Origin of the sequence: Streptomyces sp. NBC_01317 (assembly GCF_035961655.1) — a bacterium.
Taxonomy (GTDB): domain Bacteria; phylum Actinomycetota; class Actinomycetes; order Streptomycetales; family Streptomycetaceae; genus Streptomyces.
Genome location: NZ_CP108393.1, coordinates 2,596,974 through 2,615,784 on the forward strand (window position 1 = coordinate 2,596,974; position 18,811 = coordinate 2,615,784).

An 18,811-nucleotide genomic window follows, 5' to 3' on the forward strand; every position below is an offset into this window, starting at 1 on the left:
GGCGGGGAACCCTTGTTGAACGCTGAACGTAAAGCGATCCTCATGAGCACGTCAAGGTCTAGACCTATGGGCCCACTGGGCGCACGCCGAGGGCCGGGCTCCGCGGAACCCGGCCCTGACCAGCGAGAATCTCAAAGCCCGCGCGTCAGCGCATCAGCACCCCCGCGCCGTCCCCCGCCGTCTCCGCGGGCAGGGCCACCAGCCCCAGCTCCGCGCTCGTGGCGAGCAGCGGGTGCGCCGGCAGGACCCGGACCGTGTAGCCGTACGGGCCCGTGCGGTCCAGGGAGAGCGGCCCCTCGTACACCCAGCGCCCCTCGGGATCGGGGCCGCCGGCCGGCTTGAGCGGGAAGGTCTGCGCGTCCGCGATCGCGTCGTCGGAGCCGACCCGCCCGGCCACCGCCTGCACCTCCACCTCGTCGGGGCGCAGGTCGCCGAGGCCGATCCGGACGCGCAGGGCGAGGGTCGAGCCCAGCTCCGCCGTACCGCCGGCCGTGGTCTCCACCGACGCCGTGGCGGACGGGACCGTCTCGACGTGGTCCACCGACACGTGCGGCCACAGGGCCCGCGCCCGGCCCTTCCACTCGGCCAGTTCGGTCGCGGTGGCGGCGTCCAGGGCGCGGTGGGCGCGGGCGGCGGGCGCGTACAGCCGCTCCACGTAGTCACGCACCATCCGTCCCGCGAGCACCTTCGGCCCCAGCGTGATCAGCGTGCGGCGGACCATCTCGATCCACCGGCCCGGCAGCCCCTCGCCGTCGCCACTGCCCCCGTCACCGCCGTCCCGGCGGTCCCGGTCGTAGAAGCGCGGCGCGACCCGGTCCTCGATCAGCTCGTAGAGCGCGCCCGCCTCCAGGTCGTCCCTGCGGTTCTCGTCGGCGGTCACCCCGTCCGCCGTGGGGATGGCCCAGCCGAAGTCCGGCTCGAACCATTCGTCCCACCAGCCGTCCAGCACCGACAGGTTGAGGCAGCCGTTGAGCGCGGCCTTCATCCCGCTGGTCCCGCATGCCTCCAGGGGCCGCAGCGGGTTGTTCAGCCAGACGTCGCAGCCCGGGTAGAGCTTCTTCGCCATCCGCATGCCGTAGTCCGGCAGGAAGACGATCCGGTGGCGCACCCGCATGTCGTCGGCGAACCGCACCAGTTCCTGCACCAGCCGCTTGCCGCCGTCGTCCGCCGGATGCGCCTTGCCCGCGACGACGATCTGGACGGGCCGCTCGGGGTGGAGCAGCATCGCCCTGAGCCGGTCGCGGTCGCGCAGCATCAGGGTGAGGCGTTTGTACGAGGGGACCCGGCGGGCGAAGCCGATGGTCAGGACGTCCGGGTCCAACACGCCGTCGATCCAGCCCAGTTCGGCCTCCGCCGCGCCCCGCTGGAGCCAGGACGCGCGCAGCCGCTCCCGTACCTCCTCGACCAACTGCCCGCGCAGCGACCTCCGTACGGCCCAGATGTCGGCGTCCGGGATGTCCTCCACCGAGTCCCAGCGGGGCTCGCCGCCCACGGACAGGGCGTGTTCGGCCCGTTCGGTGCCGATCCGCTCGGCGCCCAGCCGGGCGACCTCGGGCGCGACCCAGGTCGGCGCGTGCACCCCGTTGGTCACGGAGCCGATCGGCACCTCCTCCGGGTCGAAGCCCGGCCACAGCCCGGAGAACATCTCGCGGCTGACGGCGCCGTGCAGGGTGGAGACCCCGTTGGCCCGCTGGGCGAGCCGCAGCCCCATCACGGCCATGTTGAAGAGGTGGGGCTGGCCGCCCGGGTAGGTCTCCAGGCCGAGGGCGAGGATCCGCTCGGCGTCCACCCCGGGCAGCTCGCCGTCGTCGCCGAAGTGGTGCGCGATGAGCGAGCGGTCGAAGCGGTCGATGCCGGCGGGCACGGGGGTGTGGGTGGTGAAGACCGTACCGGCCCTGACGGCCTCCAATGCCGCGTCGAACGCGAGCCCGGTGTCGGCGAGTTCACGGATGCGCTCCAGGCCGAGGAAGCCGGCGTGCCCCTCGTTGGTGTGGAACACCTCGGGCGCGGCGTGGCCGGTGAGCCGGCAGTACGTCCGCACCGCGCGCACCCCGCCGATGCCGAGCAGCATCTCCTGGAGGAGCCGGTGCTCGCTGCCGCCGCCGTACAGCCGGTCGGTGACGTCCCGCTCGCCGGGGCCGTTCTCCTCGACGTCCGAGTCGAGCATCAGCAGCGGGACGCGGCCCACCTGCGCCTGCCAGACGCGGGCGTGCAGCGTGCGCCGTCCCGGCAGGGTGAGGGCCACCAGGGCGGGGGTGCCGTCCTCCTCGCGCAGGAGGGTCAGCGGCAGTTCGTTCGGGTCGAGGACGGGGTACTGCTCCTGCTGCCAGCCGTCCCTGGACAGGGACTGCCGGAAGTATCCGTGCCGGTAGAGCAGGCCTACGCCGATCAGCGGTACGCCGAGGTCGCTGGCGGCCTTGAGGTGGTCGCCGGCGAGGATGCCGAGCCCGCCCGAGTACTGCGGCAGCGCGGCGGTGACGCCGAACTCGGGCGAGAAGTAGCCGATGGCGGCGGGCAGCTCCCCACCCCCTCCGTCGTTCTCCTGGTACCAGCGGGGGCCGTGCAGATACGTGTCGAGGCCGGCGGACGCGGCGCTCAGCGTGCGCAGGAAGGCGCGGTCCTCGGCCAGCTCGGCGAGGCGGGCCGCGGAGACGCCCCCGAGGAACCGCACGGGGTCGCCGTCGGCCTGCCGCCAGCCGGCGGGGTCGACGGACTCGAAGAGCTCTCGGGTCTCGGTGTGCCAGGACCAGCGCAGGTTGCGCGCCAGGTCGCCGAGTGGTCGCAGCGGGTCGGGCAGGACGGGGCGGACGGTGAACCGACGGATTGCCTTCACGTGCTCCACCTTCGCAGGGGACGTACGGGCTGGAGGGGACACACGACGATGTGCGTCCCACCGTCCCCCCGACGGTAGCCGTACGCCCCCCGTTCCAACCACGGCGCATTGAGGTGTGCGCCCCCCTGGGGAGGTGGCGGGAGGGATGGCCGAGAGGGTGGAAAGGGTAGCCGTTCATCTCCTGATGACGTAGGAGATACACGCGAACAGATTGTCCGGCGGAAAATATTGGGAAGGCTCATGCGGTACGTACGGCACACGATCCAGCGCTATTCGAGTGAACGCGGACGGGAGCCGACATGGCCGCAGCCTCTCAGTCGCCGACCGAGCAGCTACAAAGAACGGTAAAACATCCCAAAAGACCACAGAACTTACGGAGCCCCCACAGGTCCTCATCCACATCGCCCGTTCCCCCCGTTTCCCCCGTTCCAACCACCCCTTCCACCAGACCACCCGTACCACCCGAAGCACCCGCCCTGCCTGTCACGCCCGCACAGCACCCAGGTGATCCAGTGAAACCGCTGATTGGTCGCATTCCCGTCCTGGACGTCCATCCGCTCGTCGACTGCGGCAAACGCCCCGCGAAGGCGGTGAGCGGTGAAACCTTCCAGGTCACCGCCACCGTCTTCCGCGAGGGCCATGACGCGGTGGCGGCCAATGTCGTCCTCACGGATCCATCGGGCCGCCCCGGCCCGTGGACCCCCATGCACGAGCTCGCCCCCGGCACCGACCGCTGGGGCGCCGAGGTCACCCCCACCGAGGAAGGCCGCTGGACCTACACCGTGGAGGCCTGGAGCGACCCCGTCGCGACCTGGCGCCACACCGCCGGGATCAAGATCCCGGCGGGCATCGACACCGAACTGGTCCTCGCCGAGGGGGCGGACCTGTACGAACGCGCCGCCGTCGGCGTACCGAAGAAGGACGGCCGGGAGGCCGTGCTCGCCGCCGCCGACGCGCTGCGCGACCGGGACCGCCCCGCCGGGGCCCGGCTGGCCGCCGCCCTCTCCCAGGACGCCACCGCCGCGCTCGGCCGTCACCCGCTGCGCGAGCTGGTCACCTCCTCGCGCCCCGCGCGCCTGCTGGTCGAGCGCAGGCGGGCCCTGTTCGGTTCCTGGTACGAGCTGTTCCCGCGCTCCGAGGGCGCGGTGGTGAAGGAGGGCGAGCCGCCGGTGAGCGGCACCTTCCGTACGGCCGCCGAGCGGCTGCCCGCGGTCGCCGCGATGGGGTTCGACGTCGTCTATCTGCCCCCGGTCCACCCCATCGGCACGACCCACCGCAAGGGCCCCAACAACACCCTGACCCCGGGCCCCGAGGACGTCGGCGTGCCCTGGGCGATCGGCTCGGCGGACGGCGGTCACGACGCGATCCACCCCGACCTCGGCACGATCGAGGACTTCGACCACTTCGTGGAGACGGCGCGCACCCTGCGCATGGAGATCGCGCTCGACTTCGCGCTCCAGTGCTCCCCCGACCACCCCTGGGTCGCGAAGAAGCCGGAGTGGTTCCACCACCGCGCGGACGGCTCCATCGCGTACGCCGAGAACCCCCCGAAGAAGTACCAGGACATCTACCCGATCGCCTTCGACGCCGACATGCGCGGCCTGGTCCGCGAGACCGTGCGCGTGCTGCGGTACTGGATGTCCCACGGGGTACGGATCTTCCGCGTCGACAACCCGCACACGAAGCCGGTGGTCTTCTGGGAGAAGGTCATCAACAACATCAACCGCACCGACCCCGATGTCATCTTCCTCGCCGAGGCGTTCACGCGCCCCGCGATGATGCGCACGCTGGGCGCGGTCGGCTTCCAGCAGTCGTATACGTATTTCACCTGGCGGACCGGCAAGCGGGAGCTGACGGACTACCTGGTCGAGCTGTCCCGCGAGACCGCCGCGTACATGCGTCCGAACTTCTTCGTGAACACGCCTGACATCCTCCACGCCTATCTCCAGGAGGGCGGCAGGCCGGCGTTCGAGGTGCGCGCGGTGCTCGCCGCGACGATGGTGCCGTCGTGGGGTGTGTACGCGGGATATGAACTCTGCGAGAACACCCCCGCCAAGCCGGGCAGCGAGGAGTACCGTGACTCCGAGAAGTACCAGCTGAGGCCCCGGGACTGGGAGGCGGCCGAGCGTGAGGGCCGTACGATCGCGCCGCTGATCACCACGCTCAACCGGATCAGAAGGCGGCACCCCGCGCTGCAACAGCTGCGCGACATCCACTTCCACGATGCCGACAACGAAGCGGTCATCGCGTACAGCAAGCGGGCGGGCTCGAACATCGTTCTGGTGGTCGTCAACCTCGACCCTCACCACACCCAGGAGGCGACGGTCTCGTTGGACATGGAGCGGCTCGGCCTCGAATGGCACGAGACCGTCCCGGTGCGCGACGAGCTCACCGGCGAGACCTATCACTGGGGCAGGGCCAACTACGTGCGCCTAGAGCCGGGCGTCACGCCCGCGCACGTCGTGGTCCTGCGACCGTCCCCGCCGATCGGAGGGTCACCCACATCATGATCGTCAACGAGCCCGTCCACGACACGTTCGAGGACACCCCGGCCCAGGACCGTCATCCCGACTGGTTCAAACGAGCCGTCTTCTACGAGGTTCTGGTGCGTTCGTTCCAGGACAGCAACGGAGACGGCATCGGTGATCTCAAGGGCATCACCGCCAAGCTGGACTACCTCCAATGGCTCGGTGTCGACTGCCTCTGGCTGCCGCCGTTCTTCAAGTCGCCCCTGCGCGACGGCGGCTACGACGTCTCCGACTACACCGCCGTCCTCCCCGAGTTCGGCGACCTCGCCGACTTCGTGGAGTTCGTCGACGCCACGCACCAGCGCGGCATGCGTGTGGTCATCGACTTCGTCATGAACCACACCAGCGACCAGCACGACTGGTTCCAGGAGTCCCGCAAGGACCCCGAAGGACCGTACGGCGACTACTACGTCTGGGCCGACGACGACAAGCAGTACCAGGACGCCCGGATCATCTTCGTCGACACGGAGACCTCCAACTGGACCTTCGACCCGGTGCGCAAGCAGTACTACTGGCACCGCTTCTTCTCGCACCAGCCGGACCTCAACTACGAGAACCCGGCCGTGCAGGAGGAGATCATCTCCGCGCTGCGCTTCTGGCTGGACCTGGGCATCGACGGCTTCCGGCTGGACGCCGTGCCGTACCTCTACCAGAAGGAAGGCACCAACTGCGAGAACCTCCCGGCCACCCACGCGTTCCTCAAGCGGGTGCGCAAGGAGATCGACGCGCACTACCCCGACACGGTGCTGCTCGCCGAGGCCAACCAGTGGCCCGAGGACGTCGTCGACTACTTCGGTGACTACGCCAAGGGCGGCGACGAATGCCACATGGCGTTCCACTTCCCCGTGATGCCGCGGATCTTCATGGCCGTACGGCGCGAGTCGCGCTACCCGGTCTCGGAGATCCTGGCGAAGACCCCGGCGATCCCCACCAACTGCCAGTGGGGCATCTTCCTCCGCAACCACGACGAGCTGACACTCGAAATGGTCACGGACGAGGAACGCGACTACATGTACGCGGAGTACGCCAAGGACCCCCGGATGCGCGCCAACATCGGCATCCGGCGCCGCCTCGCCCCGCTGCTCGACAACGACCGCAACCAGATCGAGCTGTTCACGGCTCTGCTGCTGTCGCTGCCGGGCTCCCCGATCCTCTACTACGGGGACGAGATCGGGATGGGCGACAACATCTGGCTCGGTGACCGGGACGCCGTACGGACCCCGATGCAGTGGACCCCCGACCGGAACGCGGGATTCTCGTCCAGCGACCCCGGCCGGCTCTACCTCCCGACGATCATGGACCCGGTCTACGGGTACCAGGTCACCAATGTGGAAGCGTCGATGGCCTCGCCGTCCTCGCTGCTGCACTGGACCCGGCGGATGATCGAGATCCGCAAGCAGAACCCGGCCTTCGGGCTCGGCTCGTACACGGAGCTGCCGTCGTCGAACCCGGCGGTGCTGGCGTTCCTGCGGGAAGCGCCCTCCCAGGACGGCAAGGGCGACGACCTCGTCCTGTGCGTCCACAACTTCTCGCGCTTCGCCCAGCCCACCGAGCTGGATCTCAAGGAGTTCAGCGGGCGGCACCCGGTGGAGCTGATCGGTGGGGTCCGTTTCCCCGCCATCGGCGAGTGGCCGTACCTGCTCACCCTGGCGGGCCACGGTTTCTACTGGTTCAGGCTCAGGAAGGATGTCGCGTCGAGCTGACGCGACCGGATGACGTGCGGGGCGGTGTTTCCACCGCCCCGCACGGGGCACGTTCCCCACGTCCGACGCGTACGGAATCGAGTCCGTACGGATCATCGTCACCCGACACGTCCCGCACAGCCGGACAGCAGATGCCGCAATCCGGGACACTCTGCGCATCCTGTGGTGTGCCCGGGGAAAGGACGCGAGGCCATGACGAAGGCTGCATCCACCCGGATCACGCCGTACGGCGCTCCCCACCGCGCCGTGTCACCCACCGACGCGGCGGCGCTCCTCGGATCGCTGGCGCCCCTGCTCCACGACTGGCTGCCCCGCCAGCGCTGGTTCGCGGGCAAGGGGCGTACGGTCACCGGTTTTGTGCCGGTGACGGTCACCGAGCTGCGTCCCGCGCACCCGGGCGACCCCGCCCTGCTCCACCTGCTGGTACGGGTCGAACAGGGCGCCGCCGGGGTCTCCGCCTCGGCCGGCGACTGCTACCAGCTGCTGCTCGGCGTCCGGGAGGCCCTGCCCCCGCACCTCGCGGCGGCGCGCCTCGGCCGGGCGGCGCAGGGCCCGCTGGCCGGGCTCACGGTGTACGAGGGCCTGCACGATCCGCGCGTGGCGGAGCTGCTGCTGGAACGATTGCGCAACCCAGGGTCATGGGGACCGCTACGGTTCGAGCGCGCGCGGCCGATCCCGGCGGCCCTGACCGGAAAGCTGCTGGACGCGGAACAATCCAATTCGTCCCTCGTCTACGGGGACGCTCACGGCGACGCCGTCCATGGCGACGCGTACATCCTCAAGATCCTCCGCCGGGTCTTCCCCGGCCCGCACCCGGATCTGGAGCTGCCGCTGGCCCTCGCCGCGGAGGGCTGCGACCGGGTGCCGGCGCCGGTGGCGTGGTTCGAGGCGGACGATCCGACGGGCAGCGACGACACGCTCACGCTCGGTGTGCTCCAGCCGTATCTGCGCGGATCGCGGGACGGCTGGCAGCTGGCGCTGGCGGCGCTGGGCGCGGACCGGGAGTTCACGTCGGAGGCGCGCTCGCTGGGGCGGACCACGGCCGAGGTGCATCTGGCGCTGGCTGCGGCCCTCCCGACCGTGACGCTGGGCCGGCGCCAGACGGCGCAGTTCGCGGACGCGATGACGGCCCGCCTGGACGTGGCGGCGCAGGCGGTCCCCGCCCTGATGCCGTACGTCCCCGGGCTGCGGACGGCCTTCGACGCGCTGGCGGGCCTGGACGAGGCGGCACGGGGCCGCCCGGCGCAGCGGGTCCACGGCGACCTGCACCTGGGCCAGGCGCTGCGCACCCCCGACGGCCGCTGGTCGGTGATCGACTTCGAGGGCGAACCGGCCATACCACTGGCGGAACGCCGCCGCCCACAGCCACCGGTCCGCGATGTGGCGGGCATGCTGCGGTCCTTCGACTACGCGGCGCGTTCGCACGAGCCGTGGCGTGCGGACTGGGCGACGCGGTGCCGCGCGGCGTTCTGCGAGGGATACGCGCAGGCGTCGGGCACGGACCCGCGCGCGGAGCCGGAGCTGCTGCGGGCGTACGAGACGGACAAGGCGGTGTACGAGGTCCTGTACGAGGCCCGCCACCGCCCGGACTGGCTCCCGGTCCCCATGGCCGCGATTCGCCGGCTGGCGGGCGAGCGGTGACAGGTTCCCCGCCCCCGGGTTGTCCTCAATCGCCGGACGGGCTTGATATGTCCGCACGCCCGGCGGAGACCGATCAGACCGGCCCGACGGAGCGGAATCAATGCCGCCCGGCCGACAATCAAGCCCGTCCGGCGATTGAGGACACAGCGAGGCCGCAGGCCGCGCGCCCCCACCCTCAACGCGCACATCGCCACGACGTGCGGGAAATTCCAGCCCGTCCGGCGATTGAGGACAACGCAAGGCCGCAGGCCCAGCAACCCCACCCACGGCCCGCACATCCCCACCGCAGGGGCGACAATCAAGCCCGTCCGGCGATTGAGGACAACGCAAGGCCGCAGGCCCAGCAACCCCACCGACCGCTCGCGCATCCCCACCGCGGACCGCGAGAATCAAGCCCGTCCGGCGATTGAGGACAACGCGAGGCCGCAGGGCCGCGCACCGCACCGAGACACCTCACCCCGCCCAACGAGGAGGCACCACCCGTGACCGCCCGTCCGTCGTCGCCCGACACCCCGTCCGGCACCCCGTCCGTCCCGGCGGCCCCCGCCGACCGCCCCCACAAGCCCGCAAGCGGCAAAGAGGCCAAGGCCGACGCCAAGCAGCAAAAACCGGCCAAGCAGGCCAAGAAGGACAAGCAGGCCCAGGGAGCCCAGGGGACCAACGAGGCCCAGGGGGCCAAGGACGCCACGCCCCCCACCCCCGCGCCGAACCCCTCCGCCCCACCCCTGGACCCCACCGACCGCGAACGCCTCCTCAGCGGCTCCCACCACGACCCCCACGCCCTCCTCGGCGCCCACCCCCTCCCGAGCGGCGGCGGCATCGCCATCCGCACCCTGCGCCCCTACGCCCACGCCGTCACCGTCCTCACCGACGACGACAACACCCGCACCCCGCTCCACGACGACGGCGACGGCTTCTTCTCCGGTGTCCTCCCCCTCCCCGCCGTCCCCGCGTACTCCCTCCTCATCCGCTACGGCGACACCGACGGCGTCGACGACGTCGAGGTCCACGACCCGTACCGCTTCCTCCCCGCCCTCGGCGACCTCGACCTGCACCTGATCGGCGAGGGCCGCCACGAGGAGCTGTGGAAGGCGCTCGGCGCCCGCCCGATGACCCACCAGGGCGTCACCGGCACCCGCTTCACCCTCTGGGCGCCCAACGCCCGCGGCGTCAGGGTCTCCGGCGACTTCAACTACTGGGACGGCACCAGCCTGCCCATGCGCTCGCTCGGCGCCACCGGCGTGTGGGAGCTGTTCGTGCCGGGCATCGGCGAAGGCGCGCTGTACAAGTTCGACATCACCCGCCCGGACGGCACGCACACCCTGCGCGCCGACCCGATGGCCCGCCGCACCGAAGTGCCGCCCGCCACCGCGTCGATCGTGACCGAGTCGCACCACGTCTGGCAGGACGAGGAGTGGCTGGCGCACCGCGCCGACCGCGCCGTGCACGAGGCGCCGTTCTCCGTGTACGAGATCCATCTCGCATCCTGGCGCCCGGGTCTGACGTACCGTCAACTGGCTGTCCAACTACCCGCCTACGTCAAGGATCTCGGCTTCACCCACGTCGAGCTGATGCCCGTCGCCGAGCACCCCTTCGGCGGCTCCTGGGGCTACCAGGTCACCGGCTTCTACGCCCCGACCTCCCGCCTCGGCACCCCCGACGACTTCCGCTTCCTGGTGGACGCGCTGCACCGCGCGGGCATCGGCGTCATCGTGGACTGGGTCCCGGCCCACTTCCCCAAGGACGAGTGGGCGCTGGCGCGCTTCGACGGCCGGCCGCTGTACGAGTCCGAGGACCCGCAGCGTGCCGAACACCCCGACTGGGGAACGCTGGAGTTCGACTACGGCCGCACGGAGGTCCGTAACTTCCTTGTCGCCAACGCGGTGTTCTGGTGCGAGGAGTTCCACATCGACGGCCTGCGCGTCGACGCGGTGGCCTCGATGCTCTACCTGGACTACTCCCGCGAGGCGGGCCAGTGGTCCCCCAACGAGCACGGCGGCCGGGAGAATCTGGACGCGGTCGCGTTCCTCCAGGAGATGAACGCCACCGTCTACCGGCGCTGTCCGGGGGTGGTGACCATCGCCGAGGAGTCCACGGCGTGGAACGGGGTCACCCGCGCGACCCACCTCGTCGGCCCGGACGGCTTCGGCGGGCTCGGCTTCGGGCTGAAGTGGAACATGGGCTGGATGCACGACTCGCTGGACTACGTCTCCAAGGAGCCGGTGCACCGCAGGTACCACCACGGCGAGATGACGTTCTCCATGGTGTACGCGTACAGCGAGAACTACGTCCTGCCGATCTCGCACGACGAGGTCGTGCACGGAAAGGGGGCGCTGGTCTCCAAGATGCCCGGGGACTGGTGGCAGCAGCGCGCGAACGAGCGGGCCTATCTGGGCTTCATGTGGGCGCACCCGGGCAAGCAACTGCTCTTCATGGGCCAGGAGTTCGCGCAGGGCGCGGAGTGGTCGGAGGGCCACGGCCCGGACTGGTGGCTGTTGGACCCGTCGTACGAGGCGGCGCCGGACCACCGGGGGGTACGGGACCTGGTCCGCGACCTGAACACGGTCTACGGCGCGACGCCCGCGCTGTGGGAGCGGGACACCTCCCCGGAGGGCTTCTCGTGGGTGGACGGCGGGGCGGCGGAGGACAACGTGTTCGCGTTCCTGCGCTTCGACGCGGCGGGTTCGCCGTTGCTGGCGGTTTCGCACTTCGCGCCGGTGGTGCGGCACGACTACCGCCTCGGGGTGCCGGAGCAGTACGCGGCGTGGACGGAGGTCCTGAACACGGACGCGGCGCGATACGGCGGCAGCGACGTCCTGAACCCGGAGCCGGTGAAACCGGAGTCGGCCCCGTCCCACGGCCACCCGGCGTCGCTCCACGTCACGCTCCCTCCCTTGGCAACGATCTGGCTGCGCCCAACCCCCTGACGCGTCCCCGGCCTTGTCCTCAATCGCCGGACGGGCTGGAGGCGGCCGAGCGGCCACGCGGCCGCGCCATGTCCTCAATCGCCGGACGGGCTCGGTGTGGCCGCGCTGTGTCCGCCGGCGCGGGAACGGCGCAACTCTCCGCCCCCAGGCCGCCCGCGCGGCACCACCTCCACGCGGCGCGGCCTGCGGCCACGCTTTGTCCTCAATCGCCGGACGGGCTTGAGGTGGCCGCCCTTCGTCCACCAGCGCGGAAGGCACTCGATGAAGCCACGCCCCCAACCCGCACACCCCCACCACGCACGGCAAAACCCAGCCCGTCCGGCGCTTGAGGACACAACAAGGCCACAGGCCGCGCAACCCCACCCACAACCCGCACCCCCGTCCCCACCACCCGAGGCAAAACCCAGCCCGTCCGGCGATTGAGGACACGGCGAGGCCGCAGGCCGCGCAACCGCACCCACAGCCTGCACCCCCGTCCCCACCCCGGGCGGCGCAATTCAAGCCCGTCCGGCGATTGAGGACAACGCCAGGCCGCAGGCCGCGCGCCCCCGCCCACGGCCCACGCATCCGCATCCGCATCCGCACCCACCCAGCCCGTCCGGCGCTTGAGGACACTCTCCGGCGGCGGCGCGGCCCCCACCGTCACCCACCCACGTACCGCTCCAACTTCACCAGCAGCAACGCAATGTCATCGCTCCCCCGAAACGACTGCCGCGTCCGCCCCGCCCTCCGTACCAAGGACTCCGACAGCGCGTCCAGCGAAGCCGTATCCGCCCGCCCCAACCGCCCCGCCAACGCCGCGATCGACGTGTCCAGGCTCGTGCCAGGGACCTCGACCAGGCCGTCCGTGTAGAGCGCCAGTACCGCCCCCGGCGGCAGCGGTACCTCCACCGTGCGGTACTCCGCCTCCGGCTCGATGCCGAGGAGGATCCCGGTCGGGACGTCCAGGATCTCCGTACGGCCGTCGGCATGGCGCAGGATCGGCGGCGGGTGACCGGCCGTCGCCAGCCGCGCCCGGTGGTGCCGCAGGTCGAGGTGCGCGTACAGGCAGCTGGTGAAGAGCGTGGACCGCAGGTCGATCAGCAGGCGGTTGGTGCGCGCCAGCACCTCGTCCGGAGGCGCGCCCGCGCTCGCGTGCGTGTGGACGGCGGTACGGACCTGCCCCATCAGCGCCGCCGCGTTCACGTTGTGGCCCTGTACGTCCCCGATGACCGCCGCGACCGACGTGTCGTCCAGCCGGATCAGGTCGTAGAAGTCACCGCCGATGTCCAGGCCACGCGTCGCCGGCAGGTAGCGCGCCGCGACCTGGAGCCCGGGAATCCTCGGCAGGTCGTGGGGCAGCAGCGCGGCCTGGAGGCCCAGGGCGACCTGGTTCTTGGAGTCGTACAGCCGGGCCCGCTCCAGGGCCTGCGCGATCACCCCCGCCAGGGAGATGAGGGCGGTGCGCTCGTCCGGGGGGAAGGCGTGCGGCCGGTCGTACCCCAGCACGCAGCAGCCGATCGTCCGCCCGGAGGCGAACATCGGCAGGTAGGCGAACGAGGCCTTCTCCGGGCTCAGTCGGACGTTCGGGGAGGTACGTCTGAGTTCGTCGCCGTCCGTCGAGAAGAGCGGCGTACCGTTCAGGACCGCCCGGACGACCGGGGTGTCCGCGGTCAGGGAGAGGCCGTCGAAGCCGACCGCGATCTCCTTCCGGAAGCCCCGGAAGCCGATCACCGACAGCCGCCCCGCGTCGGCGGTGACCAGCGCCATCGCCTGGGCGTTGATGACCGGCATGATCTGGTCGGTGACCGTCTCCGTCACGTCCCGCACCCCGACGGCGTCGGTGAGGACGGACGACAGGTGCAGCAGCTGGAAGAGGGCCCCGGGGCGCGCGTTTCCCGCGGCGGCCGGCGCCGGCGTCAGGACCGGGTCGTGCCCGTCGCCGGGCGCCACCCCGGGCGTGACGCGGACGCTGACCCCGGTGGCGTCGGGATAGAGGTGGAAGGCCAGCCACCGGTCGGGGGGCCGCAGGACGGTGAAGGACACGGGCAGCCGGCTGAACAGCGCGCCGAGGTACGCGTTCTCGTAGACCGGGTCGTTCAGCCAGGGCAGCACCTCCCAGGGCCGGGCCCCCAACAGGCTGTCACGGGTGCCGCCCAGCAGGTCCACGGTGGTGTGGTTGAGGAAGGTGATGCGCCCTTCGAGGTCCAGGGCGCAGGCGCCTTCCGGAAAGCGCTCGGTGAGCTCGGCTCCGGGCTCCGCGTGCCGGGTCGGCGGCGGGTCGACCGCCCGCAGCTCCGTGGGCCGTACCGGACGCCCCTCCTCCGCGGCCCGCAGGAGGAGGCCGCTGATACGGCGGGCGCCCTCGTCGAGCGCCCGTGTCTCCTGGTCGGACAGCTCGGGCGGGTGCGTACCGGGCCAGATCTGGAGCAGCGCCCCCCAGCGGGTGGCACCGGACGACAGGGGTACGACGCCGAGGGCCATGTGGTACGGCAGGGCGAGGGCCGTACGGGGGAAGCGGCGGGCCATGTCCGTGTGGCTGGGCACCCACACCGGCCGCCCCTCACGCACCACCTCGGCCACCGGGACCGTCGAGGCGAGCGCCACCTGGGTCCAGGGCGTGGCGACCCTCCGGGACAGGCCGGTCACAAAACCCATCCGTACGGCCCGGTCCCCGGGCTCCAGCAGGTACACGACCCCGATGTGCGCACCGGTGGCCTGTCCCACGTCCGTCAGGGCTCGCTCGATCTCCGCCGTGACGGAGGCGCCGTCCTCCGCCACGCTCACGCCGCCCCAGGGGCCGCGTCGCCGCCCGCTTCCCCCAGGGGGACGTCGAACCGGCCAGATCGAATATCACCCATATGTGGATGTTAGTCCCCGCCCGGGACGGCGACATCCCGGGCGGGGAGCCCTACGGCGCCTCCCCGCCGCTCGTGCCGGACACGCTCGTCGACTTCAACCGCGACGGCACCTCCGCGTTCCGTACGATTCCCAGCCGCTGGGTCGTCCGCGTCAGGGCCACGTACAGGTCGTTCGTCCCGCGTGGCGAGCCGTCCAGGATTGCCTCCGGGTCGACCACGATCACCGTGTCGAACTCCAGCCCCTTCGCCTGGCGGGGGTCGAGCACGACCACCGGGCGGGTCAGGTCGGGCGTAACTCCCCAGGACGCGTCGGGCAGTTCGGCGCCGAGTGCCGGGACGAGTGCCGGTGGTGCGATCACCGCGAGGCGCCCCTCGCCGGGGTGCTCCGCCGCCAACTCGGCTGCCGTACGCGCCATCAGGGCCGGTGCGACCGCCCGTACGAACGGGGCCGTACCCGTCGACCGTACGGACCTCGGCGGCTCGAAGAGCGGGTCCGCGAGCCGCCGTACCTCCGCCGCGACCTCCATGATCTCGGCGGGCGTACGGTAGTTGACGCCGAGCCGGGACAGCTCCCAGCGGGTGCCGACGTACGGCTGGAGGATCTGCTGCCACGAGTCGCAGCCCGCCGCGTCCCCGGTCTGGGCCGGGTCGCCGACCAGCGTCATGGACCGGCTCGGGCAGCGGCGCATCAGCAACCGCCAGGCCATCGCGGACAGTTCCTGCGCCTCGTCCACGACGATGTGCCCGAACGCCCACGTCCGGTCGGCCGCCGCGCGCTCCGCGGCGCTGCGCGTGTCCGCCTCCTCGTGCCGGTCCGCGAACCGTTCCGCGTCGATGATGTCGTGGGCCGCCAGCACCTCCGACTCGTCCTCGTCCTCGAACTCCTGCGTACGGGAGCCGTACGACAGCTCCAACACGCCCTGGGCGTAGGCGATCTGCTCCTGCCGTTCCAGCGCGGCGGCGGCGCGTGCCGCGCTGTCGTCCTCGCCGAGCAGCTCCGCCGCCTCGTCCAGCAGCGGCACGTCCGCCGGGGTCCAGTCGATCGGCGCGTCCGCGCCGGTCCTGATACCGGGGCGGCGTACGGCCGCCGCGTCGCGCGCGTCCAGCCGCCAGGGCGCGGCCAGGAAGTCGGCGACCAACTGCTGCGGGGTCAGGGCCGGCCACAGCGACTCGATCGCCGCCTGCACCTCACGGCTGGTGGCGACCTCCTTGCCGAGCTGCGCCACGTCCTCCGGGGACAGCAGGTTGGGCCCGCCCTCCGGATCCGCGCCGATGCGCTCCGCGAGCTGCGCGGTGAGCGCGTCGATGACCCGGAAGGCGAAGGTCGGCCGGGCCAGGTTGTGCGGCAGGCCGGTCTCGCGGGCCCGCTGCCTGGCCTCGGCCGCCGTCTCGCGGTCCAGGACGAGTGTGCCGTGGTCCTCGTGCGCGATCTCGACGCTCGGCTGGGGCAGCGACTGCCGGTCGGCGATCTCCTCGGCGAGCACCTTCGCCATCCCGAGGCGGCCCTTGACCTCGGCCGCCGCCGGGGTGTCCGTCCCGGCGGCCCGTACGCCGGGGAACAGTTCCCCGGTCGTCGCCAGCAGCACACCGGTCTCCCCGAGCGAGGGCAGCACCTCGCCGATGTAGCCGAGGAAGGCCGGGTTCGGCCCGACGATCAGCACGGCGCGGCGGGCCAGCTGCTCGCGGTAGGCGTAGAGCAGGTACGCGGCCCGGTGCAGCGCGACCGCCGTCTTTCCGGTGCCGGGCCCGCCCTCGACCACCAGCACACCCCGGTACGGGGCGCGGATGACGCGGTCCTGCTCGGCCTGGATGGTCTGGACGATGTCGGCCATCCGGCCCGTACGCGCGGAGTTGAGCGCGGAGAGCAGGACGGCGTCGGCGTCCGCGTCCTCGTACCCCGTGCGGCGGGTGTCGGTGAGATCCATGATCTCGTCGTGCAAGGCGGTGACCCGGCGCTCCTGGGTGGTCAGGTGGCGGCGGCGCCGCAGGCCCATGGGCTCGAAGCCGGTGGCCAGGTAGAAGGGCCGGGCCACGGGGGCGCGCCAGTCGACCAGCAGGGGGGTGCGTTCCTCGTCGTCCCGCCGTATGCCGATGCGCCCGATGTGGTGGATCGTGTCGTCGGCGAGGTCGATCCGGCCGAAACACAGGCCGGACTCGACGGCGTTGAGGGAGGAGACCCGGCCGGACTGCTCGGCCACGGTGATGTCACGCTCGACCCTCGCCTGCCGGCCGGTGCTGACCTGTCCGGCGGTGGCCCGCACCGCGTCCTCGGCCTGCTCCCTCAGCGCGTCGAGTCGCTCGTAGAGGAGAGTGACGAATTGCTGTTCGTTCTGCAATTCCTCGGTTGACAATTGAGCCCCTGTCCAATACGCTGCATCCATTGCTTGAGACATGTCTTTAATCGCACATCGCACGGAGACATGAAACAACCAATATACGCGGACGCAAGCCCCGACCGTCAATTCGGTGGGGGCTTTTTCACGCGCGAAAGGCGTCAGACCACGTCGGCCAGCTCCTCCAGCAGCCGGCGCTTCGGCCGGGCGCCGACCATCGACTTCACCGGCTCGCCGTCGCGGAACAGCAGGAGCGTCGGCATGGCGAGCACGCCGTACCGCGCCGTGATCACCGGATTGGTGTCCACGTCGAGCTGAACGATCTTGAGGCGGCCGGCCTCCTCTGCGGCGACGGCGCCGAGGACGGGCGCGAGCTGCCGGCACGGCGGGCACCAGTCGGCGGTGAATTCCACCAGGACCGGCAGTTCGGCCCCTATTACCACCGCGTCGAAGTCCGTGTCCGTGACGGCGTCCACACCCTCGATCGTGATCATGCGTCCGTACCTCCGTGAGTTTGACGTGTTCGACGTGTTTGACGTGTTTGGCGCGTTCGATGAATTCCCTCGGCCAGCGCGTCGGTCAGGTCGCACAGAGGCTCCGGACCGCCCGGCAGTTCCGCCTCGGCCTGCGCCAGCTGCGCCCCGACCCGCGCGCGGACCGACCGGAGCTGGTCGATCAGCCCGTCCAGCTCCGTGAGCTTGCGGCGGTAGACGTCGAGGGAGGCGGGACACGCGTCCCCGGCCGGGTGCCCGGCGCGCAGACACTCCACGAAGGGCCGGGTCTCCTCCAGGTCGAACCCGGAGTCCTGGAGGGTCCTGATCTGCTGGAGGAGCCGCAGATCGTCCTCGTCGTACGTGCGGTAGCCGTTCACCGCCCGCCGGGCGGGCAGCAGCCCGCGTGATTCGTAGTACCGCAGGGCCCGGGTGGTGGTGCCTGCCCGTTCCGCCAGCTCGCCGATGCGCATGGTGTCGACGGTAAGCGTTGACGTCGGCGTCAAGCCAAGGGCGAGGGCCGAGGGCCGAGCCAAGGCAACGGTCAAGGCACGGAGTGTCCGGCGGCCGGCTCCCGTGTCCAGCCCGCCAGCAGGCTCAGCGCGTGCGCCGAGGGACTGCCCGGCTCGGCGGTGTGGATGCCGAGGGTCTGCTCCGGGTCACCGGTCGGGTTGAGCGCCTCGTAGTCGAGCGTCAGCTCGCCGATCAGCGGGTGGTGGTACCGCTTGCTCCCGTACGTACGGCGCAGCACGTCATGGTCCGCCCACCAGCGGCGGAAGTCCTGGTCCCCCAGCGACAGGTCGCCGATCAGCTCGGCCAGCCGGGGGTCGTGGGGGTTGCGCCCCGCGTAGAGGTGCAGGGCGGCGACCGTGCCGCGCGCGGACGCGGCCCAGTCCACGTACAGGTCGCGGGCCGCCTCGTCCAGGAAGAGGAAGCGGGCCATGTTCCGCTCCCGCTGCGGCAGCGCCTCGAAGTCCGTGTAGAACGCCCGCGCCATCGGGTTCGACGCCAGGACATCCGTACGGCGGCCCAGCACCAGCGCCGGGGTGTCGGTCAGCGTGTCCAGGATCCGGTACATCCCGGGCCGTACGCGCTGGGGCGGCAGCGGCCGGCCCTGCTTGCGGGTGGGCCTGGCCAGGGCGAAGAGGTGACCGCGCTCGGTGTCGTCCAGCCGCAGGGCGCGCGCGACGGCGTCCAGCACGCTCTCCGAGACGTTGCTGCCGCGCCCCCGCTCCAGCCGTACGTAATAGTCCACGCTCACCCCCGCCAGCTGGGCGACCTCCTCGCGCCGCAGCCCCGGGACCCGGCGTGCGCCGGCGTGCGGGGGCAGCCCGGCGTCCTCGGGGGTGACGCGCGCGCGGCGCGAGCGCAGGAACTCCCGGAGCTCGGAGTTGCCGCCGGAGGAGGACATGTCGGTCACTCGTCCAGCGTAGGACGGGGCGGACGGCGCCGCGCCGCGCGAGAGGGGTACTACCGGACCCCCGGTGAAAGGGGGCTCCCCGCCACCCCTGCGAA

The 18,811-nt window shown here is 71.6% G+C and carries 10 protein-coding genes; 4 read left to right on the forward strand and 6 right to left on the reverse strand.

All coding sequences use genetic code 11. The annotated features are described in order from the left end of the window. Window positions 1-145 precede the first annotated feature (145 nt). The gene (gene glgP / locus OG349_RS10765; RefSeq protein WP_327234399.1) at window positions 146-2,833 is read right to left on the reverse strand and encodes an alpha-glucan family phosphorylase; all 2,688 of its coding nucleotides are present in this window, start codon (window positions 2,831-2,833) and stop codon (window positions 146-148) included. Window positions 2,834-3,354: 521 nt separating this feature from the next. On the opposite strand from glgP, the gene OG349_RS10770 reads away from it, so the two are divergent. The 4 genes from OG349_RS10770 to glgB all read left to right on the forward strand — a co-directional run bounded on the left by OG349_RS10770 (window position 3,355) and on the right by glgB (window position 11,632). Next, window positions 3,355-5,343 (forward strand): alpha-1,4-glucan--maltose-1-phosphate maltosyltransferase, encoded by a 1,989-nt coding sequence (locus tag OG349_RS10770; RefSeq protein ID WP_327238522.1) that lies wholly within the window; start codon window positions 3,355-3,357, stop codon window positions 5,341-5,343. After that, a complete protein-coding gene (gene treS / locus OG349_RS10775) occupies window positions 5,340-7,064 on the forward strand; it encodes a maltose alpha-D-glucosyltransferase (protein WP_327234400.1) in 1,725 nt (574 codons plus the stop codon). Before OG349_RS10770 ends, treS begins: the two co-directional genes overlap by 4 nt. A gap of 192 nt (window positions 7,065-7,256) precedes the next feature. Next, the gene (locus OG349_RS10780) at window positions 7,257-8,705 is read left to right on the forward strand and encodes a maltokinase N-terminal cap-like domain-containing protein (RefSeq protein ID WP_327234401.1); all 1,449 of its coding nucleotides are present in this window, start codon (window positions 7,257-7,259) and stop codon (window positions 8,703-8,705) included. A 725-nt stretch (window positions 8,706-9,430) separates the two neighbouring features. Further along, complete coding sequence (gene glgB / locus OG349_RS10785) at window positions 9,431-11,632, forward strand: 1,4-alpha-glucan branching enzyme (protein WP_442806376.1); 2,202 nt, start codon at window positions 9,431-9,433, stop codon at window positions 11,630-11,632. A 642-nt stretch (window positions 11,633-12,274) separates the two neighbouring features. Here the strand turns inward: glgB and OG349_RS10790 are convergent. The 5 genes from OG349_RS10790 to OG349_RS10810 all read right to left on the reverse strand — a co-directional run bounded on the left by OG349_RS10790 (window position 12,275) and on the right by OG349_RS10810 (window position 18,707). After that, the gene (locus tag OG349_RS10790) at window positions 12,275-14,398 is read right to left on the reverse strand and encodes a SpoIIE family protein phosphatase (RefSeq protein ID WP_327234403.1); all 2,124 of its coding nucleotides are present in this window, start codon (window positions 14,396-14,398) and stop codon (window positions 12,275-12,277) included. Window positions 14,399-14,522: 124 nt separating this feature from the next. Beyond that, a complete protein-coding gene (locus tag OG349_RS10795) occupies window positions 14,523-16,808 on the reverse strand; it encodes a HelD family protein (protein WP_327238523.1) in 2,286 nt (761 codons plus the stop codon). A 158-nt stretch (window positions 16,809-16,966) separates the two neighbouring features. Beyond that, window positions 16,967-17,299: a thioredoxin family protein gene (locus OG349_RS10800; RefSeq protein ID WP_327234404.1), complete on the reverse strand. Its 333-nt coding sequence runs from the start codon at window positions 17,297-17,299 to the stop codon at window positions 16,967-16,969. Continuing rightward, a complete protein-coding gene (locus OG349_RS10805; protein WP_327234405.1) occupies window positions 17,296-17,769 on the reverse strand; it encodes a MerR family transcriptional regulator in 474 nt (157 codons plus the stop codon). Before OG349_RS10805 ends, OG349_RS10800 begins: the two co-directional genes overlap by 4 nt. 71 nt (window positions 17,770-17,840) lie before the next feature. After that, window positions 17,841-18,707 (reverse strand): helix-turn-helix transcriptional regulator, encoded by an 867-nt coding sequence (locus tag OG349_RS10810; protein WP_327238524.1) that lies wholly within the window; start codon window positions 18,705-18,707, stop codon window positions 17,841-17,843. Between the last annotated feature and the right edge of the window lie 104 nt (window positions 18,708-18,811).

Excerpts from the sequence above, each read along its gene's own strand:
- OG349_RS10805 (WP_327234405.1), bottom strand. The coding sequence starts at position 17,769 with ATGCGCATCGGCGAGCTGGCGGAACGGGCAGGCACCACCACCCGGGCC.
- treS (WP_327234400.1), top strand. The coding sequence starts at position 5,340 with ATGATCGTCAACGAGCCCGTCCACGACACGTTCGAGGACACCCCGGCC.
- OG349_RS10810 (WP_327238524.1), bottom strand. The coding sequence starts at position 18,707 with ATGTCCTCCTCCGGCGGCAACTCCGAGCTCCGGGAGTTCCTGCGCTCG.
- OG349_RS10780 (WP_327234401.1), top strand. The coding sequence starts at position 7,257 with ATGACGAAGGCTGCATCCACCCGGATCACGCCGTACGGCGCTCCCCAC.
- OG349_RS10800 (WP_327234404.1), bottom strand. The coding sequence starts at position 17,299 with ATGATCACGATCGAGGGTGTGGACGCCGTCACGGACACGGACTTCGAC.